General features: G+C 68.7%; 28 protein-coding genes and 1 pseudogene. 4 read left to right on the top strand and 25 right to left on the bottom strand.

Features of this window, described 5'->3' with window-relative positions; genetic code table 11:
- Together BM417_RS15470 and BM417_RS15465 are read right to left on the bottom strand one after the other, a co-directional pair.
- Positions 1-978 (bottom strand): aldo/keto reductase, encoded by a 978-nt coding sequence (locus BM417_RS15470; RefSeq protein WP_407656146.1) that lies wholly within the window; start codon positions 976-978, stop codon positions 1-3.
- Between the two features lie 21 nt (positions 979-999).
- A complete protein-coding gene (locus BM417_RS15465; protein ID WP_245821929.1) occupies positions 1000-1692 on the bottom strand; it encodes a class I SAM-dependent methyltransferase in 693 nt (230 codons plus the stop codon).
- 145 nt (positions 1693-1837) lie between these two features.
- Between BM417_RS15465 and BM417_RS15460 the strand changes: the two genes are divergently transcribed.
- On the top strand, positions 1838-2656 hold the full coding sequence (locus tag BM417_RS15460) for a VOC family protein (protein ID WP_093593414.1): 819 nt from the start codon (positions 1838-1840) through the stop codon (positions 2654-2656).
- Here BM417_RS15460 and BM417_RS15455 read toward each other — a convergent pair.
- From BM417_RS15455 to rpsB, 7 genes are all read right to left on the bottom strand, one after another.
- Positions 2653-3183 (bottom strand): hypothetical protein, encoded by a 531-nt coding sequence (locus BM417_RS15455; RefSeq protein WP_093593411.1) that lies wholly within the window; start codon positions 3181-3183, stop codon positions 2653-2655. The two genes, BM417_RS15460 and BM417_RS15455, sit on opposite strands and share 4 nt — an antisense overlap.
- Positions 3170-3718 carry an RNA polymerase sigma factor gene (locus BM417_RS15450; protein WP_218164471.1) on the bottom strand — a complete coding sequence of 183 codons (549 nt, stop codon included), beginning with the start codon at positions 3716-3718 and terminating at the stop codon, positions 3170-3172. The genes BM417_RS15455 and BM417_RS15450 overlap by 14 nt, the downstream gene beginning before the upstream one ends.
- A 31-nt stretch (positions 3719-3749) precedes the next feature.
- On the bottom strand, positions 3750-4604 hold the full coding sequence (locus BM417_RS15445) for a phosphatidate cytidylyltransferase (protein ID WP_093593408.1): 855 nt from the start codon (positions 4602-4604) through the stop codon (positions 3750-3752).
- Positions 4605-4672: 68 nt separating this feature from the next.
- The gene (gene frr / locus BM417_RS15440; protein ID WP_090066386.1) at positions 4673-5230 is read right to left on the bottom strand and encodes a ribosome recycling factor; all 558 of its coding nucleotides are present in this window, start codon (positions 5228-5230) and stop codon (positions 4673-4675) included.
- Between the two features lie 61 nt (positions 5231-5291).
- A complete protein-coding gene (pyrH, locus tag BM417_RS15435; protein WP_396426237.1) occupies positions 5292-6002 on the bottom strand; it encodes a UMP kinase in 711 nt (236 codons plus the stop codon).
- A gap of 126 nt (positions 6003-6128) precedes the next feature.
- The gene (tsf, locus tag BM417_RS15430; RefSeq protein ID WP_093593403.1) at positions 6129-6944 is read right to left on the bottom strand and encodes a translation elongation factor Ts; all 816 of its coding nucleotides are present in this window, start codon (positions 6942-6944) and stop codon (positions 6129-6131) included.
- Between the two features lie 72 nt (positions 6945-7016).
- Entirely contained in the window at positions 7017-7853 is an 837-nt protein-coding gene (gene rpsB / locus BM417_RS15425; protein ID WP_093593400.1) for a 30S ribosomal protein S2, read from the bottom strand.
- Between the two features lie 371 nt (positions 7854-8224).
- Here rpsB and BM417_RS15420 point away from each other — a divergent pair, with 371 nt between their 5' ends.
- Positions 8225-8698 (top strand): M23 family metallopeptidase, encoded by a 474-nt coding sequence (locus BM417_RS15420; protein WP_093593397.1) that lies wholly within the window; start codon positions 8225-8227, stop codon positions 8696-8698.
- Positions 8699-9656: 958 nt separating this feature from the next.
- Here the strand turns inward: BM417_RS15420 and BM417_RS15415 are convergent.
- Positions 9657-10652: pseudogene (locus BM417_RS15415) on the bottom strand (FliA/WhiG family RNA polymerase sigma factor).
- Positions 10627-11604, bottom strand: coding sequence for a tyrosine recombinase XerC (locus BM417_RS15410; protein WP_093593394.1), 978 nt, complete (start codon positions 11602-11604; stop codon positions 10627-10629). Before BM417_RS15410 ends, BM417_RS15415 begins: the two are co-directional and overlap by 26 nt.
- A 157-nt stretch (positions 11605-11761) precedes the next feature.
- Here BM417_RS15410 and BM417_RS15405 point away from each other — a divergent pair, with 157 nt between their 5' ends.
- Positions 11762-12298 carry a hypothetical protein gene (locus tag BM417_RS15405; RefSeq protein WP_093593391.1) on the top strand — a complete coding sequence of 179 codons (537 nt, stop codon included), beginning with the start codon at positions 11762-11764 and terminating at the stop codon, positions 12296-12298.
- A gap of 162 nt (positions 12299-12460) precedes the next feature.
- On the opposite strand, the gene dprA is transcribed toward BM417_RS15405, so the two are convergent.
- Entirely contained in the window at positions 12461-13897 is a 1437-nt protein-coding gene (gene dprA, locus BM417_RS15400) for a DNA-processing protein DprA (RefSeq protein WP_322788956.1), read from the bottom strand.
- Between the two features lie 367 nt (positions 13898-14264).
- Here dprA and BM417_RS46800 point away from each other — a divergent pair, with 367 nt between their 5' ends.
- Positions 14265-14486, top strand: a complete 222-nt coding sequence (locus BM417_RS46800; RefSeq protein ID WP_143138659.1) for a hypothetical protein — start codon at positions 14265-14267, stop codon at positions 14484-14486.
- A 187-nt stretch (positions 14487-14673) separates the two neighbouring features.
- On the opposite strand, the gene BM417_RS15395 is transcribed toward BM417_RS46800, so the two are convergent.
- The 13 genes from BM417_RS15395 to BM417_RS15335 all read right to left on the bottom strand — a co-directional run bounded on the left by BM417_RS15395 (position 14674) and on the right by BM417_RS15335 (position 23652).
- Positions 14674-16194, bottom strand: coding sequence for a YifB family Mg chelatase-like AAA ATPase (locus tag BM417_RS15395; protein ID WP_093593388.1), 1521 nt, complete (start codon positions 16192-16194; stop codon positions 14674-14676).
- A 1-nt stretch (position 16195) separates the two neighbouring features.
- Positions 16196-16567 (bottom strand): YraN family protein, encoded by a 372-nt coding sequence (locus BM417_RS15390; RefSeq protein WP_245821928.1) that lies wholly within the window; start codon positions 16565-16567, stop codon positions 16196-16198.
- 267 nt (positions 16568-16834) lie between these two features.
- Entirely contained in the window at positions 16835-17158 is a 324-nt protein-coding gene (locus BM417_RS15385) for a DUF2469 domain-containing protein (protein WP_030468024.1), read from the bottom strand.
- Positions 17158-17949, bottom strand: a complete 792-nt coding sequence (locus BM417_RS15380; protein WP_093593382.1) for a ribonuclease HII — start codon at positions 17947-17949, stop codon at positions 17158-17160. Before BM417_RS15380 ends, BM417_RS15385 begins: the two co-directional genes overlap by 1 nt.
- A complete protein-coding gene (gene lepB, locus BM417_RS15375) occupies positions 17946-18809 on the bottom strand; it encodes a signal peptidase I (RefSeq protein ID WP_093593379.1) in 864 nt (287 codons plus the stop codon). The genes BM417_RS15380 and lepB (BM417_RS15375) overlap by 4 nt, the downstream gene beginning before the upstream one ends.
- 4 nt (positions 18810-18813) lie before the next feature.
- On the bottom strand, positions 18814-19554 hold the full coding sequence (gene lepB, locus BM417_RS15370) for a signal peptidase I (protein WP_407656145.1): 741 nt from the start codon (positions 19552-19554) through the stop codon (positions 18814-18816).
- Positions 19555-19557: 3 nt separating this feature from the next.
- Positions 19558-19917: a 50S ribosomal protein L19 gene (gene rplS / locus BM417_RS15365; protein ID WP_093593373.1), complete on the bottom strand. Its 360-nt coding sequence runs from the start codon at positions 19915-19917 to the stop codon at positions 19558-19560.
- A gap of 152 nt (positions 19918-20069) precedes the next feature.
- Positions 20070-20816, bottom strand: coding sequence for a tRNA (guanosine(37)-N1)-methyltransferase TrmD (gene trmD, locus BM417_RS15360; protein ID WP_093593370.1), 747 nt, complete (start codon positions 20814-20816; stop codon positions 20070-20072).
- Positions 20806-21321 (bottom strand): ribosome maturation factor RimM, encoded by a 516-nt coding sequence (gene rimM, locus BM417_RS15355; protein ID WP_093593367.1) that lies wholly within the window; start codon positions 21319-21321, stop codon positions 20806-20808. Before rimM ends, trmD begins: the two co-directional genes overlap by 11 nt.
- Before the next feature lie 19 nt (positions 21322-21340).
- A complete protein-coding gene (locus BM417_RS15350; RefSeq protein WP_030468017.1) occupies positions 21341-21580 on the bottom strand; it encodes an RNA-binding protein in 240 nt (79 codons plus the stop codon).
- Positions 21577-22020: a 30S ribosomal protein S16 gene (gene rpsP, locus BM417_RS15345; protein ID WP_093593364.1), complete on the bottom strand. Its 444-nt coding sequence runs from the start codon at positions 22018-22020 to the stop codon at positions 21577-21579. Before rpsP ends, BM417_RS15350 begins: the two co-directional genes overlap by 4 nt.
- A 124-nt stretch (positions 22021-22144) precedes the next feature.
- The gene (locus BM417_RS15340; RefSeq protein ID WP_093593361.1) at positions 22145-22876 is read right to left on the bottom strand and encodes a LamB/YcsF family protein; all 732 of its coding nucleotides are present in this window, start codon (positions 22874-22876) and stop codon (positions 22145-22147) included.
- Positions 22876-23652, bottom strand: coding sequence for a CPBP family intramembrane glutamic endopeptidase (locus BM417_RS15335; protein ID WP_322788955.1), 777 nt, complete (start codon positions 23650-23652; stop codon positions 22876-22878). Before BM417_RS15335 ends, BM417_RS15340 begins: the two co-directional genes overlap by 1 nt.
- Positions 23653-23844 lie beyond the last annotated feature (192 nt).

Genomic DNA, 23844 nt, shown 5'->3' with positions numbered 1-23844 from the left:
CTACCACCGGTCGTGCACGTGCGGCCGAATCAGCTCGTCGTACACCGCCGCGACGGCCTTCTCGTCCACCGGCCGCAACTCGGCGGCCTGCGAGTTCGCCCGAGCCTGCTCCACGTTGCGAGCACCGGGAATCACCACCGTGACGCCGGACTGGTCCACGATCCACCTGAGCGCGAACTGCGCCATCGTGGCACCTTCCGGCACCAGCGGCCGCAGGCGTTCCACCGCCTCCAGGCCCACCTCGTAGGGAACCCCGGAGAAGGTCTCGCCGACGTCGAAGGCCTCGCCGTTGCGGTTGTAGTTGCGGTGATCATCCGCACCGAAAGTCGTTGCCCTGTCGTACTTCCCGGTCAGCAAACCGGACGCGAGCGGCACCCGCGCGATGATCGCGACCCCGGCCTGCGCGGCCTGGGGCAGCACCTCCTCGAGGGGCTTGAGCCGGAACGCGTTCAGGATGATCTGCACGCTGGCCACGTGCGGACGCCTGATCGCCTCCAACGCCTCCTCGACCTTCTCCACGGACACGCCATAGGCAGCAATCCGTTGCTGCTCAACCATCTCGTCCAAGGTGTCGTACACCTCGTCACGGCTGTAGACCGCAGTGGGCGGGCAGTGCAGCTGCACGAGGTCCAACGTGTCGACACCCAGATTGCGGCGGCTCCGGTCGTTCCACGCGAGGAAGTTCTCCCGGCTGTACCCCTCCGCGACCTGCGCCGGCAGCCGCCGCCCCATCTTCGTGGCGACGAACACCCCGTCGTCCTTGCGTTCCTTGAGGAACCGCCCGACGAGCGTCTCACTACGACCATCGCCGTACACGTCGGCGGTGTCGAAGAAGTCGACCCCCGTGTCGGCCGCGGCGTGCAGCAACGCGAGCGCGTCGCTCTCGTCCACCTCGCCCCAGTCGGCACCGAGCTGCCAGCAGCCCAGTCCCATGACGCCGACCTGGCGGTTCAACCTGCCTGCGTTTCGCTTCTCCACGAACCGAAGCCTAGTCGCGGATCACACGATCAGCCCTTTCGGCTTGCGCCGGACGTGCAGGCGATAGCCGACCGGAAAACTCAGCCCGTTCACGGAGGCGATCGCCCGTTCGGCGACCTTCGCGGAGAACTCGATGCGCAGCACGGCCTCCAGGTCCTCCCGCTTCTCGAACCGCCACTCCGCCGTAACCCGCCGCAGCGAGAACCCGTTGTCCGCGAAGAACTTCTCGACCACGACCGGGTCGTAGCGCGGTTCGTCGGCGCGCAGCCAGGGCCCGTACGGATCGGCAGAGCCGTCCAGGTCCACGATGGCGAGCGCGCCACCCGGCCGCAGCACGCGGTCCGCCTCGCGCAGTCCCGGTTCGCAACCCGGCCCGAAGAAGTAGGCGGTGCGGGCGTGCACCACGTCGGCGGAGGCATCGTCGAGCGGAAGTCGTTGTGCGGGACCGGAAACGACGCGCGCGTTGGCCAGCTCGGCAGTCCGGTGCCTGGCCCGGACGACCAGGGGCGGGTGCGGTTCGACACCCGTGACGGACTTCGCGGTGCGCGCGAACAAGGGCAGGTGGAAGCCGTCGCCGCAGCCGACGTCCACCACGTCCTGGCCGTCAAACGGACATTCTTCGCTTAACGCCGCCCAAATCGCGCCGTGGACGTCCTGCGCGCGGTTCTCGACCTCGTAGACGTCAGGCCAGTGCCAGATATTTGGACTTGGCACTACGTCTACCGGACGCACCGCATTCAGCGCCGCTCGCACGAATCCCCTCACGAAGACACTGTAGGGCCTCCATTTGCCGATGACCGTTCGAATTCGTCCAACTACGGCGTAGCGTGATGGCACTTCTTCCCTGCAGGAGGCGGCAGTGTCGATCGCGCCCAACACGCCCCAGCTCGCACCGTTGCTGTCCGGAAGTCCGTGCTGGGTCGAGAGATCCGTCGACGACCTCAAGGGCGCGATCGAGTTCTACACCGGCCTGTTCGGCTGGCACTACGCCGACGACGACGGCTACACCGTGGCGATGGTGGACGGCGTCCCCGTCGCCGGGCTGCCGCAGGGCGACCCGGACGCATGGCGGTTGTACCTGGTCACGCCCCATGCGCGCGCGACCGCGGAGAAGGCTTTCCACCTCGGCGGATCGGTGCTGCGCAACCCCGAGGACGCCGCCGACCACACGCAGAGCACCGTGATCGAGGACCCGACCGGCGCCGTCGTCGGGTTCCGGCACGTGCCGCCGGACTGGCGGTTCGGCACGGGCGGGCACGGCGCCTACGCGTGGGCCGAGCTGAACACCCGTGACGGCGCGGCGGCCGACGAGTTCTTCGGCGAGTTGTGCCACTACGACATCACGCAGATCGGCGACGGCCACCGGCTGGACTACGCGTCGTGGTCCGTCGAGGGCACCGAGGTGATCGGCCGGCAGAAGATGGGGCGCGAGTTCCCGTACGGAGAGCGCTCCCACTGGATGGTGTACTTCAACGCCGCGCCCGAGATCGGCACCGACTCGGTGGCGTACCGGGTGCTGGAGCTCGGCGGCCGGGTGACCGTCGAGCCCTACGACACCCCGTTCGGACGCATCACCGTGGTCGAGGACCACGCGGGAATGGCCTTCTCCGTGATCGACCAGTCCCGCGTGATCGAGGCCGAGCCGCGCACCGAGGTGGACGACCCGTACGACGACTAACGTCCGCGTACCGGCAAACAGCCGGGCAGCTGGTCGCGCGCGTAGACGCCGCCGGCGACGATCGAGACATCAGCCCCGCTGTCCGCCGCGAGGACCACCGTGGCATCGGGCGGAATACCGTCCGGCGTGATCGTGATCTTGGATTCCTTCGCGGTGAACTCGAAGTCCACCGCGGCCACCGGGACCTTCAGGCTGCGCCCCGTCTCGACACAGCCCTCCCGCAACGGCACCGCGATCGCCGGGATGCCCCGTTCGCGCAGCTTGGCCGTGGCCTCCTCGAACCGCTGGACCTCCCGGATGGTGAGCGTCACCGAACCGTCCGGGTTGTCGACCACGGCGTACGCGGGTGGCGTGCCGCCGAAGTAGACGGGTGCGATCACTGCCGCGGCGCCCAGTACGACCACACCTGCTGCTGCGCCCATCCATCGGCGCATGCGCAGACGTCGTTGCGTGGCAACGGACTGCAGCAGCACGGGAGCGTGACCACGTTCCAGCTCCGCCCAGAGGTTGTCCTCAAACCTGCTCATCGGCTCGTGCCTCCTCTTCGTCGTCGACGACCGCGCGGAGGCGTGCCATGGCGCGATACAACCTGGTGCGCATCGCTCCCTTGGGCACGCCGAGCGCTTCGGCCGCTTCCTTGGGAGAGAGACCGCCGAGGTGCACGAGCTCGATCGCTTCCCGTTCCAGCTCCGGTAGTTCAGCGAGCCGGTCCAGCAGCGCGCGACCAGGCCGTTCGGCGTCTATGCGTGCTTCGAGCTCGGCCAGTTCGTCGCTGTCGAGCTCACGCCGGCCGCCGATCCTGCGCACCAGATCGCCGCCCTTCACGGACCGCTCGGCGTGCGCGGCGAAGGTGTGCCTGGCGATGCCGAACAACCAGCTCGACGCGGACCCCCTGGCCGCGTCGAACGTGGCGAACGACGTGATCGCGCGGACGAAGGTGTCCGCGGTCAGGTCGCCGACGAGCTGCGGGTCCACGCACCGTCGCGCGAAGAACCGGCTGATCGCTCCGACGTTGTCGCGGTAGATCCGCTCGAACGCCGCCAGTGCCTCGTGGTCTCTCACAACCACTACTTGCGGCGTTGCGCGCGAAACGTCACTGCACGAACAGATGCAGCAGCAGCCAGGAGGCGACGGCGGACGGGAGGAGCGAGTCCATCCGGTCCATCAGGCCGCCGTGGCCGGGCAGCAGCGTGCCCATGTCCTTGATGCCGAGGTCGCGCTTGATCAGCGACTCGACCAGGTCGCCCGCGGTGGCCGTGACGACGAGCGCGGCGCCGAACAGCGCGCCCTGCCACCACTGGCCGTCGAGCAGCGTCGTCACCGTGATCGCGCCACCGACCACACCGGCGGTCAGCGAACCGGCGAAGCCCTCCCAGGACTTCTTCGGGCTGATCGTCGGCGCCATCGGGTGCTTGCCGAGGAAGACACCGGCCGCGTAGCCGCCGACGTCCGACAGCACGACACCGATGATGAACGCGAACGCACGGCCCGCGCCGTCTTCAGGGACGACGAGCATGGCCGCGAACGCCGCGAACAACGGCACGTACGCGACGGTGAACACCGACGCGCTCAGGTCGCGCAGGTAGCCGTCCGAGCCGCCGCGGAACCGCCAGATCATGCACACCAGCACGGTGACCACGAACGCGGTCATCATGCCGGAGCGCTCCAGCGGCCACGACAGCCAGATGATCGCCTGGCCGCCGATCAACGCGGGCCACAGGGCGACGTTGATGCCGGCCTTCTTGAAGGCGTTCGCGATCTCCCACGTCGACACCGCCGCGGCAGCCGCGACGATGCCGATGAAGGTCTCCTTGACGGTCAGCAGCGACGCGATGATCATGGCGCCGAGGCCGACGCCGACCAGGATCGCCGCGCGCAGATCACGTCCAGCGCGCGACGGCTTCGACGTGGGGACGTCCGCGGGACCGCCTGCCACCTGTGCTCCCATCAAGACCTCCGCCCGGCCTGGGCAATCACGCCTGCGGCGACTCGGCCGGGCGAACCATCAGTGGAACATCAGACTTCGAGAAGTTCGGCTTCCTTGTGCTTCACGAGCTCTTCGACCTGCGCCACGTAGCGGTGGGTCAGAGCCTCGAGCTCCTTCTCACCACGCGCGCCGTCGTCCTCGCCGACCTCGCCGTCCTTGACGAGCTTGTCGATCTCTTCCTTCGCCTTGCGACGGACGCCGCGCAGGGAGACCTTCGCGTCCTCGCCCTTCGACTTCGCGACCTTCACCATGTCCCGGCGGCGCTCCTCGGAGAGCTGCGGGATGACGATGCGGATGATCGCGCCGTCGTTGCTCGGGTTGACGCCCAGGTCGGAGTCCCGGATCGCCTTCTCGATCGCGTTCAGCTGGCCCGCGTCGTACGGCTTCACGACCGCCATGCGCGCCTCGGGAACGGTGATGCTCGCCATCTGGTTGAGCGGCGTCATCGATCCGTAGTAGTCAATGTGGATTCGGTTGAACATCGAGGGAGTCGCACGACCGGTTCGGACGGAGGAGAGGTTCTCCTTCGCCACCGAAACCGCCTTTTCCATCTTCTCCTCGGCGTCGAGGAGGGTCTCGTCGATCACGACTGCTCCTTGCTCTGCGTGTTCGTGCCCAATTCCCGGTCCTGGAGAGATCCCACCAGGTCTAGAAGGCCGGGCGGCCACCGGGGGTGCTGACCAGAGTGCCGATCTTCTCACCACGCACCGCGCGCGCGATGTTCCCCTCGGTGAGGAGGTTGAAGACGAGGATCGGCATGTTGTTGTCCATGCAGAGGCTGAACGCCGTCGCGTCGGCGACGTTGAGGCCGCGCTCCAGCACCTCGCGGTGGGTGATGTTGTCGAACATCAGCGCGTCCGGGTCGATCTTGGGGTCGGCCGTGTAGACGCCGTCGACGGCCTTGGCCATCAGGACGATCTCGCAGCCGATCTCCAGCGCGCGCTGGGCCGCCGTGGTGTCCGTGGAGAAGTACGGCAGGCCGGCGCCGCCGCCGAAGATCACGACGCGTTCCTTCTCGAGGTGACGCATCGCGCGGCGGGGGATGTACGACTCGGCGACCTGCGTCATCTGGATGGAGGTCTGCACGCGGGTGTCGATGCCGTGCTCGCGCTCGAGGAAGTCCTGCAGCGCCAGGCAGTTCATGACCGTGCCGAGCATGCCCATGTAGTCGGCGCGCGAGCGGTCCATCCCGCGCTGCTGGAGTTCGGACCCGCGGAAGAAGTTGCCACCACCGATCACGACGGCGACCTGCACGCCGGACTTGTGGACGGCCGCGATCTGCTTGGCCACTGTCTGGACGACATCGGGATCAACACCGACGCCACCACCGCCGAACATCTCGCCACCGAGCTTGAGCATCACCCGGTTGTAGCCGTGGCTACCTTCTTCGCTCACAGGTCCTCTCCTCGCGCTTTTGGCCTGGAAACTTCTGTGGACACGCCAAGGGCGGGGTCGCTGGTGCCTGCAACCCCGCCCTCATGCGAATCAGCTCTGGCCGACCTCGAACCGAGCGAAACGGGTAACCGTCACGCCGGCCTCGTCCAGAAGAGCCTTGACCGTCTTCTTGCTGTCCGTCACGGAAGCCTGCTCGGTGAGCACGACGTCCTTGAAGAAACCGTTCACGCGACCCTCGACGATCTTGGGGAGCGCGCCCTCGGGCTTGCCCTCCTCGCGAGCGGTCTCCTCGGCGATGCGACGCTCGTTGGCGACGAGCTCCTCGGGAACCTCGTCACGGGTGACGTACTTCGGGCGCATCGCGGCGATCTGCATCGCGGCACCCTTGGCGACCTCGGCGTTGTCACCGGTGTACTCGACGAGCACGCCGACGGCGGGCGGCAGGTCGGCAGCGCGCTTGTGCAGGTAGACCGAGACGGTGCCGTCGTAGTCGACGGCCTTGGCCAGCTCGAGCTTCTCGCCGATCTTGGCGGAGAACTCCTGGACCAGCGCGTCCACGGTCTTGCCGTCGACCTCGACGGCCTTGAGGGCCTCGACGTCGGCGACCTTGTTGGCCTTGGCGAGCGCGACGATGTCGTCGGCCAGGGCGATGAAGTCGGCGTTCTTGGCCACGAAGTCGGTCTCGCAACGCAGCTCGACCATCGCGCCGTCCTTGACGGCGACGAGGCCGTTGGACGTGGTGCGCTCGGCGCGCTTGCCGACGTCCTTGGCGCCCTTGATGCGCAGGATCTCGACGGCCTTGTCGAAGTCGCCGTCAGCCTCGTCCAGCGCCTTCTTGCAGTCCATCATGCCGGCGGCGGTCAGCTCGCGGAGCTTCTTGACGTCCGCGGTGGTGTAGTTCGCCATCGTTTTCCTTCTGCGATGTACGCGCTTAGGTCACGAGGTGCCCGCTTGTGGGCGGGCACCTCGTGGGGGAAATCAGGACTGGACGGGCTGCTCGGCCGGAGCCGGGGCTTCAGTCGCGACGGCGGCGTTGGTGGTGAGGAGCTCCTGCTCCCACTCCGCCAGCGGCTCGTCGGCGGCGACCTCGGGCTTGTCCTGGCCCTCGGCGGCGTCGCGGCGGGCACCGGAGCGCTGCATGAGACCGGCGGCGGCGGCCTCGGCCACGACCTTGGTCAGCAGAGCGGCGGAACGGATCGCGTCGTCGTTGCCCGGAATCGGGAACTCGACCTCGTCCGGGTCGCAGTTGGTGTCGAGGATCGCGACGATCGGGATGTTCAGCTTGCGAGCCTCACCGACCGCGATGTGCTCCTTCTTGGTGTCCACGATCCACACGGCGCTGGGCACCTTGGACATGTCGCGGATACCGCCGAGCGTGCGCTCCAGCTTGTCCTTCTCGCGGTTCATCATCAGGATTTCCTTCTTGGTGAAACCCTGGAAACCGCCGGTCTGCTCCATCGTCTCGAGCTCCTTGAGGCGCTGAAGCCTCTTGTGGACCGTCGAGAAGTTGGTGAGCATGCCGCCCAGCCAGCGCTGGTTCACGTAGGGCATGCCGACGCGGAGCGCCTCGTTGGCGATGGCCTCCTGCGCCTGCTTCTTCGTGCCGATGAACAGGATCGACCCGCCGTGCGCGACCGTTTCCTTCACGAACTCGAAAGCCCGGTCGATGTAGGTCAGCGTCTGCTGCAGGTCGATGATGTAGATGCCGTTGCGCTCAGTGAGGATGTAGCGCTTCATCTTCGGGTTCCAGCGCCGGGTCTGGTGCCCGAAGTGCACGCCGCTGTCAAGCAGCTGCTTCATGGTTACGACGGCCATGGCCGGTTCGCACCTCATCTGTCGGGACGCGCGAGGTCTCACCTTGCGCGTCGGTTCGGTTTTCGCTTCCGGCCGGGTTCGGCCTTCAGCCCTGGTGCCGAAGCCGCCGTCCGCACCCGCGGAGCATCTCTGCACCCTCGGGACCGTCGAACGTCGTGACTCGACCCTGCTGGGATCAGCCGGTCGGATCTGCGTTGGCACGCGAAGTCGTCCCGCGCACAGACGGGACGCGCCCAAAAGTCTACTCCTCACCCCCGACAAACTTCGAATCGCCCCCATCTCGCAGGGGGTAGTTGTCCACAACCGGCGAGTAATCCACAGATTCCCAATACCCGCTGGTCCCCGCCACCCCCTCCCACCACCGTTGACCCATGCCCCTCCTCCCCACAGCCCTGCTCCTCTCGACGCTCCTGGCCCCCACCCCGGTCCGGTTCGCCTGGCCCCTGCCACCACCTCACTCCGTAGTGCGCGCGTTCGAGGCCCCGGCCTCCCCGTTCGGCCCCGGTCACCGAGGCGTCGACCTCTCGGCGCCCGCCGGAACACCGGTCCTGGCCGCAGGCGACGCCACAGTGGTGTTCGCGGGCGCGGTGGCCGCCAGAACCCTGGTGTCGCTGGAGCACCGCAACGGCCTGCGCACCACCTACGAACCGATCGCACCCACCGTCACGCCCGGCCGCCCGGTGCGCCGGGGCGAGGTGATCGGTCACCTGCAGGCGGGCCGCTGCCCGTCCCCGTGCCTGCACTGGGGCGCCCGCCGAGACCACGCGTACCTGGATCCGCTCCGCCTGGTCACCGCGGGCCGGGTACGGCTGCTCCCCCTGACCACGCCTTCCCGAGGCGGCTGACCAGGCCTCCGCCGCACGGCACTGCCCCCGCGCGGCGCTCCGATCGGGCGCCTCCCGCCGTCCGCACGGCGGTTGAGCAGCGGCGTCCCCCGACACACGCCGCAAGCGCCCGCCAGGCGGCCGGGAGACGGCCGTCCCCTCACCTCGCCCGTCTCCCGGCCTGCCTGTTCGCCCGCTGCCCGCCTCCAGCGGCGCCCGACCGCCCAGAACCTGTCTCCCGCACCGCCTGACCACCCAACGCCCGCCTCTCGCCGCGCCCGATCACCCAACGCCCGCCTCTCACCGCGCCCGATCACCCAGCACCCGCGGCGCCTGACCGCCCAGCACCCGCCTCCCGCCGCGCCTGATCACCCAGCACCCGCGGCGCCCGATCACCCAACGCCCGCCTCCCGCCGCGCCCGATCACCTGCCACGCGACTGCGGTCCGACCGTCCACGAATTGCTCGCCCTCAGGGCACGGCGGTTCGCCGACCGCACGACGGCCGCAGCTCCCGTTCGGCGTTCTTGTTCGGCGTTTCTTGTTCGGCGTTCCGCGCGGCGCTCGGCGCGCCTGGTCGTCCGCTGCCCGACTCCAGGTCCAGACGCTCGCCCACTGCCCGGTTCCCGCAGCACCTGAACGGCCACCACACGGCTGCGGTCCGACCGCCCGCAAGCTGCTCGCCTTCCGGCACAGCGGTTCGCCGACCGCACGACGACCGCCGCTCCCGTTCGGCGCCCGCGCGACGCTCGGCGCACCTGTTCGCCGACTGCCCGACTCCGGGTCCAGGCGTCCACCGAGGTGCCCGAGTGGGCACAGGGCGTGCTTGGAGCAGCCCCAAGGGCCACCCGTTCGAGTGAATTAGCCCCGGCAACGGACGGAAAGGGGTTCAAGCCGCCTTGAGGAGGCCCGTACGACTTCTCGGTACGGGTGTCCGGCAGCCCGGCACACGCCAGGCTGCTGGGGTGGGACGAGGTGCGGTCAGGCCTCGGACTGCTCGTTGAGCTTGGTGCGCAGGCGCAGGACGGCGCGGGTGTGCAGCTGGCAGACCCTGGACTCGGTCACGCCGAGGACCTTGCCGATCTCGGCGAGGGTCAGGTTCTCGAAGTAGTAGAGGGTCACGACCACGCGGTCGCGTTCTGCCAGCTGGGCGATCGCGTCGGCCAGCTGACGGCGGCTGTCCTGGTCGACGAGGCTCGCCACCGGGTCTTCCGCGGCGTCGTCGGGCAGCGACTCGGCCAGGGAGGAGCCGCCCTTGTTCGGGGCGATCAGCTCGTCCAGGGCGACGACGCTGGTGAGCTGGAGCTGGCCGTAGAGCTCGCGCAGCTCGGCCAGGCCGATCTTGAGCTCTGCGGCGAGCTCGCGGTCGGTGGGCGTGCGCTGCAACTTGGCGCCGAGGCGTTCGAGGGCTCATTCCACGTCGCGGGCGCGGCTGCGGACCGAGCGCGGCACCCAGTCCTGGGAGCGCAGGTCGTCGAGGATCGCGCCGCGAATGCGCTGCATGGCGTAGGTCTCGAACTTGAGGCCGCGTTCCGGCTCGAACTTCTCGATCGCGTCGACCAGGCCGAAGATGCCGGACTGGATCAGGTCGGCCACGTCCACGTGGGCTGGCAGACCCGTGCCGACGCGGCCGGCGACGTACTTGACCAGCGGCGCGTAGTGCAGCACCAGGCGATCGCGCTGGCTCTGCTCGCGGGACTCGCCGTAGCTGCGCCACAGCGCGACGATGCCGGCCTCGACGTCGTCACCGGACCGCACGTCCGCACGCGTCACCGCAGTCGGAACGGCAGCGGGCGTGCCGTTGACATGCGTGTTGGCACCGGGCTCGGGGGTCGCCTCGGTGCGTGGCGCGCCGTTCTGACGGTGCCCGTTGCTCGCCTGCTTCGACACTGGTGCGGGCAGGACGGGTTCAGGGGGCACGGTCGCCGTACGCGATCCTCCCCCTGCGGCGTCAGGAACGGGGGTGGGTTCGGTCATGGATCGCCTTCAGCCGTTCGACAGTGACGTGTGTGTAAAGCTGAGTCGTTGCGAGCGTAGCGTGACCAAGCAGTTCTTGGACGGTGCGCAGGTCCGCTCCTCCTTCCAGCAAATGGGTCGCAGCGGAGTGGCGCAACCCGTGCGGCCCGATGTCCGGTGCGCCCGGTACGACGGCGACGACCTCGTGCACGAGTGTGCGAACGGCTCGCTGGTTCAGCCGGCCGCCGCGGGCACCGAGGAACAGCGCCGGTGGTGAATCCGGTGCTACCAGGGCGTTTCTGCCCTCGTCCACCCATCGCCGCAGCGCTCGCTCGGCCGGCACGCCGAATGGCGTGCTGCGCTCGCGTCCACCTTTGCCCAGAACTCGAATCACCCTTAGGGAGTAGTCCACGTCGTCGAGATCAAGACCGCAGAGTTCGGCCACGCGGATACCTGTGGCGTACAGCAACTCCACCACGGCCTGATCACGCAGCGCAACCGGATCGCCTTGGGACGCGCCAGAGGATACGGCCCTCATCGCGTCTTTTGCCTGGTCCTCGCGCAACACCGACGGCAGCGTCCGATGTGGTCGCGGAGCAGCGAGCCGAGGCCCTGGATCAGCGGCCAAACGCCCAGCTCGGTGCGCCCACGCGGTGAACGCGCGCGCAGCAGCGGCACGTCGCGCAAGCGTCGTGCGACTGGCGCCCGCAGTGCGTTGCGCGGCAAGCCATGACCGCAAATTCGTGAGGTCGATGCGCTCTACATCTGCATTCTCCGGGATATTCCCCGCGACGTGTCCAAGCAATGCCACCACGTCGCCGATGTAAGCCCGCACCGTGTGCGGCGACAGATCACGCTCCAACATCAGGTGCCGTTCGTACTGCCGCAACACGTCTGTCACGTTCGCCGGCAGTTTTTCGCGCAGGCGAACGAGATCGACACGACGTGTCCGACCATGCGGCGGCGGGGACATAGGCCAAGACGCTGCGCCAGTCGGGGCGTTTGGTCAAGTATCGCCACACCCCCGCGCCATTTGAGAGCGCTCTCATGATCGGGAACACGATAACGTTTCAACTCCCTGTGACGAGCAGGGGTTTGGCGGCACGCACAGATCACCTTTCGGAGTAGTGATGGCAGCCAGCACCACCGTCCGAACAGCCGATGAACTCGCTCGCCGAGTCGTACGCAAGATCGCTCCTGAGGAGCTGTCCTCGTTCGACATCGTCGCCGCCCCGTACCTGGAGAGCCCCAAGCAGGCAGAACGCCGCCTGCGCCAGGCTCACGACGACCCGCTGGGCTTCGGCCTGGGCGACGTCGTCGCGATGGCGACCCCGGTGATCGCCCTCGTGTCCGGCAGCGTGATCACCGCCGTCTCCGACAACGTCGGCAAGGCCGTCAGCGACGGCACCACGAACGCCGTGCGCAAGGCGTGGCGAAAGCTCCGTGGCAAACCCGTCACACCACTTGAGCTGCCGTCCACACCGCTGACCACGACCCAGCTCGCCGAGGTGCGACAGATCGCCCTTGAGCGCGCTCTGTCGCTCGGCATGGAGCAGCAGAAGGCCGACGCGCTGGCGGACGCCGTCATCGCCGCCCTCGTGCTGCGAGACAACAACCAGTACCTCGGCGACGACGCCAGACGCGAGGCCGATGGCACCTCCGGATGACGGCAGAGGAGGAGAAGCCGCAGGTCAACCCGAGGGCTTTACCGTCCGAGATGGTCCTTCTGCTTCTCCTCCCCGCGGCGGCGGAGCCCGTGCGCCTACGTCACCGGCCCGCCGCGCAGGCCGATCGTCGTGCAGGGACCGGCCTGCTCGACCGCGGCGCCGTCAACTCAGCTCCAGCTTCTGCCAGCCCTCGTCGACCTGAAGCGCCAGCCCAGCGAGTTCCAGCTCGGGCAACAACGCCCGCACCCGCTCCAACGGCACCCCGGACTCGACCGACACGACCTCGTCGCTGACACCGTTCCGCTTCCCGAGGGCCTCGTACACCCGCATGGCCTCCCCCTGCGGCGCGCCGAGGTCGCTCTCCTTCTCGGCGGGTTCGGTCGCGAGGTCGTCGCCGAACCGCCCCACCGACTCCACGACCTCGGCGACCGAACTCACCGACACCGCCCGCCCGTCCCGCAACAACTCGTGGCAGCCAACAGAACTCGCCGACGTGACCGGCCCCGGCACCACCATCAACGGCCGCCCCAGCGCAAGAGTGATCGCAGCCGTGTTCTTGGCCCCGCTGCGCTTCCCAGCCTCCACGACGACAGTGCCGCCGCCCAACGCGGCAATGAGCCTGTTGCGAGTGAGAAACCGATGCCGCGCGGGCATCACGCCGGGCGGGTACTCGCTGACGATCAAACCTTCCCGAGCGACCTTGACGAGCAACCCCTGATGCCCTGCGGGATAGGCCTGGTCCGCCCCACAGGCCAGCACCGCGATCGTCAGTCCGCCGGCACCAAGCGCACCGCGATGGGCAGCACCGTCAATCCCATACGCGGCACCGGAAACAACGGTCATGCCCGCCAACGCCAACCCGTAGGCGAACTCGCCGGCAACGTGCTCGCCGTACCCGCTGGAAGCCCGCGACCCGACCACAGCCACGGCCTTGTCCACCACGTCGGCAAGAAAGTGCGGCCCACGCACCCACAACGCAAGCGGCTCACCTCCACACCGACGAGCAGCCACGTTCTCCAGCGCGAGCAATGGCCATCGCGGCCACTCCTCGTCTTCAGGAATGACAAGCCGCCCACCGGCCCTGACAATGGCGGCAAGATCCGCGTGAGCACGCTCCTCCGCTCGCCGCGCGGACGTCTGACTGGCCACCGACGGCGAAATTTCGCCGGCTCTCACCCGTTCCGCGGCCTCGACCGGCCCGACCTCGGCGACCAGTGCCGCGAGTGCCGCCGCATAGGGCTCGGCGACGCGAGACAGGTAGGCCCTTGCCAGGCGAACCGCATCGGTGGCCGGGTAGCTCGCTGAGACAGCGGCCGGGTCGGCGGCTCGGGTGGTGGCCGGGTGAGTGGCCTGAGTGGTGGTCGGGCCGACGGCCCTGGCAGCCGGCGATGCGGTGGACCGGGTGTTGGTGGGTGGGGTGGTTGCCGGGCCGTTCAGTGGTGCGGTGGGCGGAGTGGGCGAGCTGGTTGCCGGGCCGTTCAGTGGTGCGGTGGGCGGCGTGAGCGGGCTGGTTGCCGAGCCGTTCAGCGGCGTGGCGGGCGGAGTGGGCGGGGTGGTTGCCAGGCCGTTCAGCGGCGCGGTGGGCGGCGTCGCGGTCACCGGAACCACCACCAGGGCAGCCAGCGGTGCCACGGGTCGGGGCGCCACGGGCTTGGTGGGCTGGCACCGGACGTGCGTTTCCGGACTGTGCACTGCAGTTGCAGGAGAGCCGGCACGGCGGCAGTGATGGAGGCTGCGGAGCTTGCAGCCGGGATCAGGAGAGAGGTCATGTTCGGGCTCCTTGGTCGAGGGCGCTGGGGTTCGTGACGTGGGTCAGGTGAGCGGGTCGCCCGCCGGGAAGGGGCGGACGACCCGCTCGGGACCGGACAGGAGCTGAGGCTCGAGGCTCGTGTCCGGAGGTTCGGACGCCTGGGTTGGGACAGGCGTCCGAACGTCTCGGTGGAGGGGTACCGGGCGCGGAGTGGGAGTGGGATTCCGCGCCCGGCTGCATTGGGAGCCGGCTGGGGCCGGGCAGCTCGCGACTGGAACAGCTGGCCTGGGGGCTGGGCAGGCCTGGGGGCTGGGCGGCCTGGTGCCGGGCAAGCTCCGGGTGCTGGGCAGGCCTGGGTGCTGCCAGGCCTGGGTGCTGCCAGGCCTGGTGCCGGGCAGGCCTGGTGCCGGGCAGGCCCGGTGCCGGGTCCGCCGGTGAGCGGCGGGGTCTGGGCGCTAGCGGGGGTGCGGTGGCTGGTGGGGAGCGGGCGCTCGCTGGGGGACGAGCGCCCGCTCTGCTGGGCCGGACGCGGAGTCGGGGCGTTGAAGCTCCGCGAACGGCGGCTCCTGGGTGTGAAGGCTTGGTGGAGCGAGGTGGCTTTGCGACTCGGGGTCGGAGCGGTGGGTCAGGGGGCTCGGCGTTCTCGGAAGTGGAGGGCCGCGGCTACGTGGTCCTGGGTTGGGCGGTCGGCTTCGGCCAGGTCGGCGAGGGTCCAGGCGACTCGTAGGCAGCGGTCTGCGCCTCGGCCCGTCAGGGCGCCTACTGCCAGCGCTCGGTCCAGCAGGGCTGTGGTTGGTCTTGGCAGGGCGAACTCTCGACGTAGGGCTGGGCCTGGGACCAGGGCGTTGGCCGGCCAGGTGTGGCCGTGGGCCGACCAGCGGGTGGCGGCTCGGGATCTGGCCTTGAGCACTCGTTCGCGGACCACCGACGTCGGTTCTGGTGGGGTGGCGTCGGCGTTGGCCATGGCTGTGGTCGCTCTCATTCGGACCCTGAGGTCCACGCGGTCCAGCAGTGGGCCGGAGAGGCGGGACTGGTAGCGGCGGCGGACTGTGGCCGTGCAGATGCAGTCGACTTCCTTTGGCGGGGCGCACGGGCAGGGGTTGGTGGCGAGGATCAGCTGGAAGCGGGCCGGGTAGCGGGCTATGCCGTCTCGGCGGGGGATGCGGACCTCGCCCTCTTCCAGGGCCGTGCGGAGGGTGTCGATGGTCTTCTGGCCGAACTCGCAGGCCTCGTCGAGGAAGAGCACTCCCTTGTGGGCTCGGGAGGCCGCGCCCGGCTTCGCCATTCCGGTGCCGCCGCCTATCAGGGCCGCTATCGACGTCGTGTGGTGGACGTTGACGAACGGCGGGCTGGCCACGAGCGGGTAGTCGGAGGACAGGACGCCTGCTACCGAGTGCACGGCGGTCACCGCCAGGGAGTCCTGGCGCGACAGCGGTGGGAGCAGGCCGGGGAGGCGTTCGGCCAGCATCGTCTTGCCGGTGCCCGGCGGGCCCGTCAGGAGGAGGTGGTGGGCTCCTGCCGCGGCTACCTCCAGGGCCCAGCGGGCTTCTGGCTGGCCCACCACGTCGGCCAGGTCCGGGACGTCCGGCAGTGGTGGGTCCGCGCAGGCCGGTGGGGGTTGCAGCGTCACGTCCTCGCCGCGCAGCCAGGCCAGGACCTCGCGGAGGGTCTGGGCTCCGTGGAGCTCGATGCCGTCCACCAGGGCGGCTTCCGGCAGGGCGTCGACCGGAACGATGGCCGTCTTGAGGCCTGCTCGGCGGGCGGCCAGCAGGGCGGGCAGAACGCCTCGAACTGTGCGGACTCGGCCGTCCAGGGCCAGCTCACCCAGCAGGACGGTGGTGGCCAGGCGCTCGCACGGGACGGAGCCGGCGGCGGCGAGGGTGGCGCAGGCGATGGCGACGTCGTAGCTGCTGCCGCCCTTGGGCAGGTTCGCCGGGGACAGGCCCAGGACGATGCGCTGCTTCGGCCACTCCTCCTCGCTGTTGCGGACGGCGGCCTTCACTCGCTCCTTCGACTCGTGCAAGGACGCGTCGGGAAGCCCGAGGAGGTGGGTGCGGGGCTGGCCCACGCCCACGTCGGCCTCGATCTCGACCGCCAGGCCGTCGACGCCGTACAGGGCGACGGCCCACGCCTGCGCCAGGCCCATCTCAGGCTCCCCGCAGGTGTTGCAGGCGCGCTTCGCCGGAGGGAGGCCAGGTGACCGAGATCAGGTCGACGCGGACGTTGCACCAGCCGACGCCGTGCGCCGCCAGCCAGCGCAGGGCCGTCCGGCGCAGCCGCGAGAGCTTGCGCTGGTCCACTGCCTCGTCCGGGCGGCCCCAGGCCGGGCCGGACCTGGTCTTGACCTCGCAGACGACCAGCCGATCGCCCTCCACGGCCACGACGTCGAGCTCCCCGTCGCGGCACGTCCAGTTCCGCGACAGGACCACCAGGCCCTGCCCCTCCAGGTACCTGCACGCCAGGTCCTCGCCCTGACGCCCCTTCTCCTGCTGCCTGGTCTCGACCAGTGCCTGTGCCACCACTGCCCTCGCCTCCCTGCGGGTCGTTGGGTACGACCTTGCAGGGCGGGGCAGGAGGAGCGGCCGGGCTGAGGGGAATCTGTGGACAACTCAGCGGCTGTGGACAAGTCGGCCGTTGTGGATCTTGAAACGGCGGAATTGTCGGTGGGATGTGCTAGTGGCGTGGCCTGAGCCGTTGCCGTGCGAATTCGCGGTCAGGCGAGTGCCGCGAGGCGCCTTGCCGAGCGCGAATTCGCCGCCAACGTTTCGGGTCACGCCACCAGTGGCCTACGTGGGGAACGGCCCGCTTTCCGGCAAACGCAGGTCCGGCTTGTCCAGCTCCTCCACGTTCACGTCCTTGAACGTGATGACACGAACGTTCTTGACGAACCTCGCGGGGCGGTACATGTCCCACACCCACGCGTCCGACATGCGCACCTCGAAGTACACCTCGCCATCGGCGTTGCGCACCTGCACGTCCACCGAGTTGGCCAGGTAGAAACGCCGTTCGGTCTCCACGACGAACGAGAACTGGCTGACGATGTCGCGGTACTCCTTGTACAGCGACAGCTCCATCTCGGTCTCGTACTTCTCGAGATCCTCTGCACTCATTACGCCTCCGCGCGGGTCATCTGCTCCGCGCCCTCACTCGTCGCGAGCTCCCCGGCGTCAGCCGGGGTTGCATCATTCTGGACCACAGCCTGCGCGGTCGTGCCGCGCGCCACCCTGTGCGGCGCGGCGAGACCGTGCTTGACGGCCGCAGCTGCCACATTTACATACGACCAGCGATGCTCCGCACACGGCCCGTGCTCCATCAACGCCGCCGTGTGCTCTGGCGTGCAGTACCCCTTGTGCACGTTGAACCCGTACTGCGGATGACGGGTGTGCAGGTCGGCCATGATCCGGTCCCGCGTGACCTTGGCCAGCACAGATGCCGCCGCCACGCACGCCGCGGCCTGGTCGCCCTTGAGCACCGCCACGTTCGGCGCGGGCATCCCCGGCACCTTGAAGCCGTCCGTCAGCACGTAGCCGGGATGCGTCGCCATCTGCGCGACCGCACGCCGCATGCCCTCGATGTTCATGACGTGAATGCCCAGCCAGTCGATGTCGGCGGGCGACACGATCACGACCGAGTGAGCCAGCGCACGCTTGAGCACCAGGTCGTACATCCGATCGCGTGCCGACGCCGTCATCAGCTTCGAGTCGTTCAGCCCTTCGAACCGCGAAGCATCACCCGGTCGAAGGACACACGCGGCGATCACCAACGGCCCGGCGCACGGCCCACGCCCTGCCTCGTCCACGCCGGCGACCGGCCCCAGGCCCCGGCGCTCCAGCGTGCTCTGCAACGCCCAGTTGCCCGCGGAGCCCCGCACCACCGCGCGAGGCGGCATCAGCATGGTCATCGGCGGAGTCGGTCTCGCACTCGACGTCCGAGCAGCAGAAGCGGCCACGCTGCGACGATACCGAGCCCCAGCGGGACGTTCTGCTGCCATCCCGGCGCACCCATCGACACGGCCTGCGGGTCGTGGTCCGTCACCCCGCCCCACCTCGACGGAGGCAGCACGATCACGCGCGCCTTGCCGATCACGTCGTCCACCGGCACGAGGCCGTTGAGGCCGCCCTGGCCCTGGCAGCGCGAGTCGCACGAGTGGTTGCGGTTGTCGCCGAGCACGAACAGCATGCCGTCCGGGATCTTGAGCTCCTCGAACGACTCCTGCTCGGCCGGCGTGCCCTCGTCGTAGTGCTTGTACGGCTCGTCCAGCGCCTTGCCGTCGACCGTCACGCGGTTCTGCTCGTCGCAGCACTTCACGGTCTGCCCGCCGACGGCGATCACGCGCTTGACGAAGTCCTCCTCGTTCGCCGACGGCAGCCCGATCAGCGATCCGAGCCACGACAACCCCTGCGAGATCGGGTTGGCCGGCTCGTCGGAGATGAAGTCGTTCTGCCACGACGGCGGCCCGCGGAACACGATCACGTCGCCCGGCGACGGGTCGGTGAACCGGTAGGTGACCTTGTCGACGAGCACCCGGTCGCCGTAGCAGTCGGTGCAGCCGTGCAGCGTCGCCTCCATCGACTCGGACGGGATCATGTAGACGCGGCCGAGGAAGATCTGGATGCCGATCGCGAGGCCGAACGCGACCAGGATGAGGACAGGCAGTTCCTTCCAGAAGTTGCCCTTTTTCTTCTGCTTCGCGGGCTTGTCCGAAGCGTCCGAACTGGGCTCGTCACCGGGCGGGTTCTGCTCTGGAGCGTCGTCGACCACGAGATCAGCCTAGGGGCTGGGGGTTGTGATCCGACACAACACTCCACCGATCTTTCGGGAAAACGACGTACCGGGCTTTCCCGATGACGTTCTCGACGGGCACGGTGCCCGCTACGCCCCCGCCGCCCTGTTTGCGCGAGTCGGTGGAGTTCATCCGGTTGTCCCCCATGACGAACAACCGTCCATCCGGCACTCGGATCGGGTCGAACGGCTCGTGGTCCGCAGGGGAAGTGCCTTGCTGCCAGTACACATACGGCTCGTCGAGCGATTTTCCGTCCACAACGACACGGTGCTGCTCGTCGCAACACATCACCGTCTGGCCGGGCAACGCGATCACGCGCTTGACGAAATCACGCTCGTTCGCGGGCGAGATGCCCAGCAGCGAACCGATGTTCTGCACGAAACCCGCGACGGGATTCGTCGACCGGGCGCCGCGGAAGTCGTTGGAGGTCCAGGCCTCGGGGCCGCGGAACACGACCACCTCGCCCGGCTCGATGTCGCCGAAGCGGTAGGTGATCTTGTCGACCAGCACCCGGTCGTTCTCGCAGCCGTTGCAGCCGTGCAGCGTGTTCTCCATGGACGCCGAGGGGATCACGTAGACCCGCGCCACGAACGCCTGGATGAGCACCGTCAGCACGACGGCCGTCATGACGACGTAGAGGATTTCTCTCCAGACAGGAGTACGCCCCCGCTCCGGTTCATCCGGTGCGGAGGCGTCCTCGAAGTCTGCTGGGCTCGAAGCCACCGGTCAGGAGACCGGACGGGCCTCGCGCTTCTCCTTGATCTTGGCAGCCTTGCCGCGCAGGTCGCGCAGGTAGTACAGCTTGGCGCGACGCACGTCACCGCGGGTCGCGACCTCGATCTCGGCGATGTTCGGGGAGTGCACCGGGAAGGTGCGCTCGACGCCGACACCGAACGAGACCTTGCGGACGGTGAAGGTCTCGCGGATGCCGCCGCCCTGGCGACGGATCACGACGCCCTGGAACACCTGGACGCGCTCGCGCGAGCCCTCGATGACGCGGACGTGGACCTTCAGCGTGTCACCCGCGCGGAAGCTCGGGATGTCAGAGCGCAACGACTGGGCGTCAAGTGCGTCCAGGAGGTTCATCGGTGGTTCCTCACGTGTCTTGAACTCCCCAGAGCATGTTCCATGGCTGTGCACGACATGATGGGGGCTCGGCTTGGTGCGCATGCCGACATGACACCGGCTGCGGCAACTGTTCCAGTGTGCCAGACCAGGCACTCCGGAATGAAATCGGACTACTCCCCGCCCTCGCGCAGGCGCGTGAGCAGGGCTCGGTCGTGCTTGTCGAACGCCTCCGCCGGCAGCGATTCCAGCAGGTCAGGACGCCGTTCGAAGGTGCGGGCGAGTGACTGGTCACGTCGCCAGCGGTTGATCAGCTTGTGGTTGCCCGAACGCAGCACGTCCGGCACCGCGAGCTCGCGCCACACCTCAGGCCGTGTGTAGCTCGGCCCTTCGAGCAGCCCGTCCTGGAACGAGTCCTCGGCGTGCGACTTCGGGTTGCCGAGCACGCCGGGCAGCAGCCGTGCGACCGCTTCCACGATCGCGAGCACCGCCACCTCGCCACCGACCAGCACGTAGTCCCCGATGGACACTTCATCGACGCGAACGCGCCGTGCGGCGTCATCGACCACACGCTGGTCAATACCTTCGTAGCGACCGCACGCGAACACGAGATGCGACTCGTTCGCGTACTCGTGCGCGACTTCCTGCGAGAACGGACGTCCGGCCGGCGTCGGCACGATGAGACGCGTCTCGTCCGTGCACACGTCATCCAGGGCAGGGCCCCAGATGTCGGCCTTCATGACCATGCCGGGTCCACCGCCGTACGGGCTGTCGTCGACAGCCTTGTGCACGTCCTGGGTCCAGTCACGCAGGTCGTGCACGCCGACGCTGATCAGGCCCTTGTCGATCGCCTTCCCGAGCAACGCGGCACGCAGCGGCGCCAGGTACTCGGGGAAGATCGTGACGACGTCAATCTGCATCGAGAAGGCCCTCTGGCGGGTCGATCACGACACGGCCGCCGCGAACGTCCACAGTGGGCACGATCTCGCGCACGAACGGGATCAGCGCCTCGCCGCTGTCACGGATGACCACGAGCAACTCGCCGCCGGGGCCGTGCAGGATCTCCTTGACCGTGCCGATCTTCGTGCCGTCGACGAGTTCGGCCGTGAGCCCTTCGAGCTCGTGGTCGTAGAACTCGTCGGGGTCGCCGGTCGGCGGCAGGTCGTCCGTGCTGCCCAGCAACAACGTGCCGCGCAACGACTCCGCGACATCGCGCGTGACGACTTCCTCGAAACGCACGAGCAGCCGCCCGGCATGAGGCCGGGCGGCTGACACGGTGAGGCTTCGGGACGTGCCGTCACGCAGCTTGGCCTGAATCTTCTGCCCGAGCGCGAACCGCAACTCGGGTGAATCAGTGCGCACGTCAATGGCGAGTTCACCAGTGATCCCGTGCGCCTTGGCCACGCGGCCGACGACGACGTCCATTTGCCCTTTACAGCTTCGTTCAGCGGTCGGTGTCGACGACGTCGACCCGGACACCACGACCGCCGATACCGGCCATCACGGTGCGCAGAGCCGTCGCGGTGCGACCGCCACGACCGATCACCTTGCCGAGGTCGTCCGGGTGGACGTGGACCTCGAGGGTGCGGCCGCGGCGGGTCGTGACGAGGTTCACCCGGACGTCGTCCGGGTGGTCGACGATGCCGCGAACGAGGTGTTCGAGGGCGTCAGCCAACAAACTCACGCCTCGTCCTTGGGCGCCTCGGCCTCAGCCTTGGGGGCGTCGTCGGCCTTCTTGGCCTTCTTCGCCTTCGGCGTGGTGGCGTCGGTCATCGGCTCCTCGTTCGCGGCGGCGAGCGCGGCGGCGAAGAGCTCGGCCTTCGGGGTCTTCGGCTCCTTGACCCGCAGCGTGCCCTCGGCGCCCGGCAGGCCCTTGAACTTCTGCCAGTCACCGGTGATCTCCAGCAGGCGCTGGACCGACTCGGTCGGCTGCGCGCCGACACCCAGCCAGTACTGCGCGCGCTCGGAGTCGACCGCGATGAACGACGGCTCTTCCTTGGGGTGGTACTTGCCGATCGTCTCGATGGCCTTGCCGTCGCGACGGGTACGCGCGTCGGCGACCACGATGCGGTAGTACGGCTGGCGGATCTTGCCGAGACGCTGAAGCTTGATCTTGACGGCCATTGGCCTGGTACTCCTCGAAGCTCTGTGTTGATGATTCGCACAGTCGTGGCACGGGCAGAGGGGCCGGCCACGACGGACAGCGAGCAATTCTGCCAGATGGGAACCGGTGGATCCGAATCGGGTCCTACGCGAACGGCTTCACGGTGCCGAGCGCTTCCCTAACGGCACGCGCGTGCGCGACCGCTCCTGGCGTGTCGCCGTGCACGCACAACGACTCGGCCTGGACCTTGATGACCGCTCCGTCGACTGCGACCAACTCTCCCGAGAGGAGGCGCACGGCGCGTTCGACGACCTGTTTCGTGTCGGTGAGCAGGGCGTTGGACTGCCCGCGCGGCACCAGGGTTCCGTCCGGGAGGTAACCGCGGTCGGCGAACGCCTCCTGCACCGCACGCAGGCCGGCGGCTTCCGCCCAGTGCAGGAGATGGGAGAACGGCAGGCCGAGGATCGGCAGGTCCTTGAACGCCTTGACGCCGTCGACCACGGCTTTGGCCTGCTTCTCGTGGTGCACCGTCGCGTTGTAGAGCGCGCCGTGCGGCTTCACGTACGCGACTTCGGTGCCTGCTGCTCGCGCGCACGCGTCGAGCGCACCGATTTGGTACAGCACCTCGTCGGCCAGCTCGGCCGGGTCGACGTCGATGAACCGCCGCCCGAAGCCAGCCAGGTCGCGATAACTGACCTGGGCGCCGACCTTCACGCCGTTCTTGGCGGCCTCTTCACAGACCTTGCGCATCGTGGACGGATCACCGGCGTGGAAGCCGCACGCGACGTTCGCGCTGGTGATGACGCCCAGCAGCGCGGTGTCGTCGCCGAGCTTCCAGATGCCGAAGCCCTCGCCGAGGTCGCTGTTCAGGTCCATCACATGACTCCGACGGAGACGAGCAGGAGCGTGAGTCCCGGCAGGAAGTTGTTCATCACGTGCGCCACGATGCTCGCCCCGAGCCGGCGGGTGAGCAGCCGGGCTATGCCGATCGGGATGGCGATCACCAGCAGCAACGACGTGCGCAGCGGCTCGAAGTGACCGATCGCGAAGATCACCGTGGTGAGGCCGAACGCGGCCCAGCGGCTCCAGCCCTGGCGTTCGACGGCGCCCCACAGCAGGCCGCGGTAGATGATCTCCTCGCAGACCGGCCCGATGAGGCTGACGTAGAGGAACATCGTGATCGCCGCGGAGAGCGGCAGGTTCGAGCCCGACAGCAGGTCGCCGACCGCGCTCGTGGCGTTCTCCTCGCCGACGACCTTCGCCCAGATCGTGGCGGCGGAGTAGGTGAGGACGAGGCCGAGGATGCCGAGCTTCAGGCCGATGGCCAGGTCTTCCCGCGTCATGCTCAGGCGCAGGTCGATCTTCGGGCCGTTGCCGCGGACGTACGTGATCACGATGGCAGTGCCCGCCGCGAGGACCGTCGGCACGATCGAGCCGACCAGGACCAGCGGCACCGACTCCAGCAGGTTCACACCGAACTGCTTGGCGATCGCCGTGATGAACACGGCACTGAGGATGAAAACGGCTTCCACCAGCAGGAACGCGCCGAACCCCCAGCGCTGGCCGACCCGCTCCGGCTCCGGGTTGCGGCTGATGTCCCGCACGCTCTCGATGAAGCCCCGCTTCGGCTTCAGGGATTCCGCTTCACTCACGCTCTGCAATCTAGTCACGCGGCGACTGCCAGCGGACGAACAGCAGGCACTGGCACACTCATGGTCAGCCCACCTCGCGATCGACGGCTTCTGAAGCACCGATGCGCTGTCGGTGCCTCGCGATACGCTTGGAGTGGGGACCGCGAGCCCCCTTGGGGGACGCTGCCGCCCCCGAGTCCGAGGTTACTGTGC

Source organism: Lentzea waywayandensis (assembly GCF_900115955.1).
In the GTDB taxonomy this organism is placed as follows: domain Bacteria; phylum Actinomycetota; class Actinomycetes; order Mycobacteriales; family Pseudonocardiaceae; genus Lentzea; species Lentzea waywayandensis.
Note: the sequence above shows the minus strand (reverse complement) of the source record. Positions and strands in the feature narration are given on the sequence as shown.

Coding starts and splice junctions, on each gene's coding strand:
- rimM (WP_093593367.1), bottom strand. CDS start 21,321: ATGGACGTCGTCGTCGGCCGCGTGGCCAAGGCGCACGGGATCACTGGT.
- rplS (WP_093593373.1), bottom strand. CDS start 19,917: ATGAACCTCCTGGACGCACTTGACGCCCAGTCGTTGCGCTCTGACATC.
- pyrH (WP_396426237.1), bottom strand. CDS start 6,002: ATGCTCAAGCTCGGTGGCGAGATGTTCGGCGGTGGTGGCGTCGGTGTT.
- BM417_RS15405 (WP_093593391.1), top strand. CDS start 11,762: ATGGCAGCCAGCACCACCGTCCGAACAGCCGATGAACTCGCTCGCCGA.
- trmD (WP_093593370.1), bottom strand. CDS start 20,816: ATGCAGATTGACGTCGTCACGATCTTCCCCGAGTACCTGGCGCCGCTG.
- BM417_RS15455 (WP_093593411.1), bottom strand. CDS start 3,183: ATGAGCAGGTTTGAGGACAACCTCTGGGCGGAGCTGGAACGTGGTCAC.
- BM417_RS15420 (WP_093593397.1), top strand. CDS start 8,225: ATGCCCCTCCTCCCCACAGCCCTGCTCCTCTCGACGCTCCTGGCCCCC.
- BM417_RS15385 (WP_030468024.1), bottom strand. CDS start 17,158: ATGAGTGCAGAGGATCTCGAGAAGTACGAGACCGAGATGGAGCTGTCG.
- BM417_RS15410 (WP_093593394.1), bottom strand. CDS start 11,604: ATGTCCCCGCCGCCGCATGGTCGGACACGTCGTGTCGATCTCGTTCGC.
- rpsB (WP_093593400.1), bottom strand. CDS start 7,853: ATGGCCGTCGTAACCATGAAGCAGCTGCTTGACAGCGGCGTGCACTTC.
- BM417_RS15340 (WP_093593361.1), bottom strand. CDS start 22,876: ATGGACCTGAACAGCGACCTCGGCGAGGGCTTCGGCATCTGGAAGCTC.
- BM417_RS15395 (WP_093593388.1), bottom strand. CDS start 16,194: ATGGGCCTGGCGCAGGCGTGGGCCGTCGCCCTGTACGGCGTCGACGGC.
- tsf (WP_093593403.1), bottom strand. CDS start 6,944: ATGGCGAACTACACCACCGCGGACGTCAAGAAGCTCCGCGAGCTGACC.
- BM417_RS15380 (WP_093593382.1), bottom strand. CDS start 17,949: ATGACCATGCTGATGCCGCCTCGCGCGGTGGTGCGGGGCTCCGCGGGC.
- rpsP (WP_093593364.1), bottom strand. CDS start 22,020: ATGGCCGTCAAGATCAAGCTTCAGCGTCTCGGCAAGATCCGCCAGCCG.
- BM417_RS15445 (WP_093593408.1), bottom strand. CDS start 4,604: ATGGGAGCACAGGTGGCAGGCGGTCCCGCGGACGTCCCCACGTCGAAG.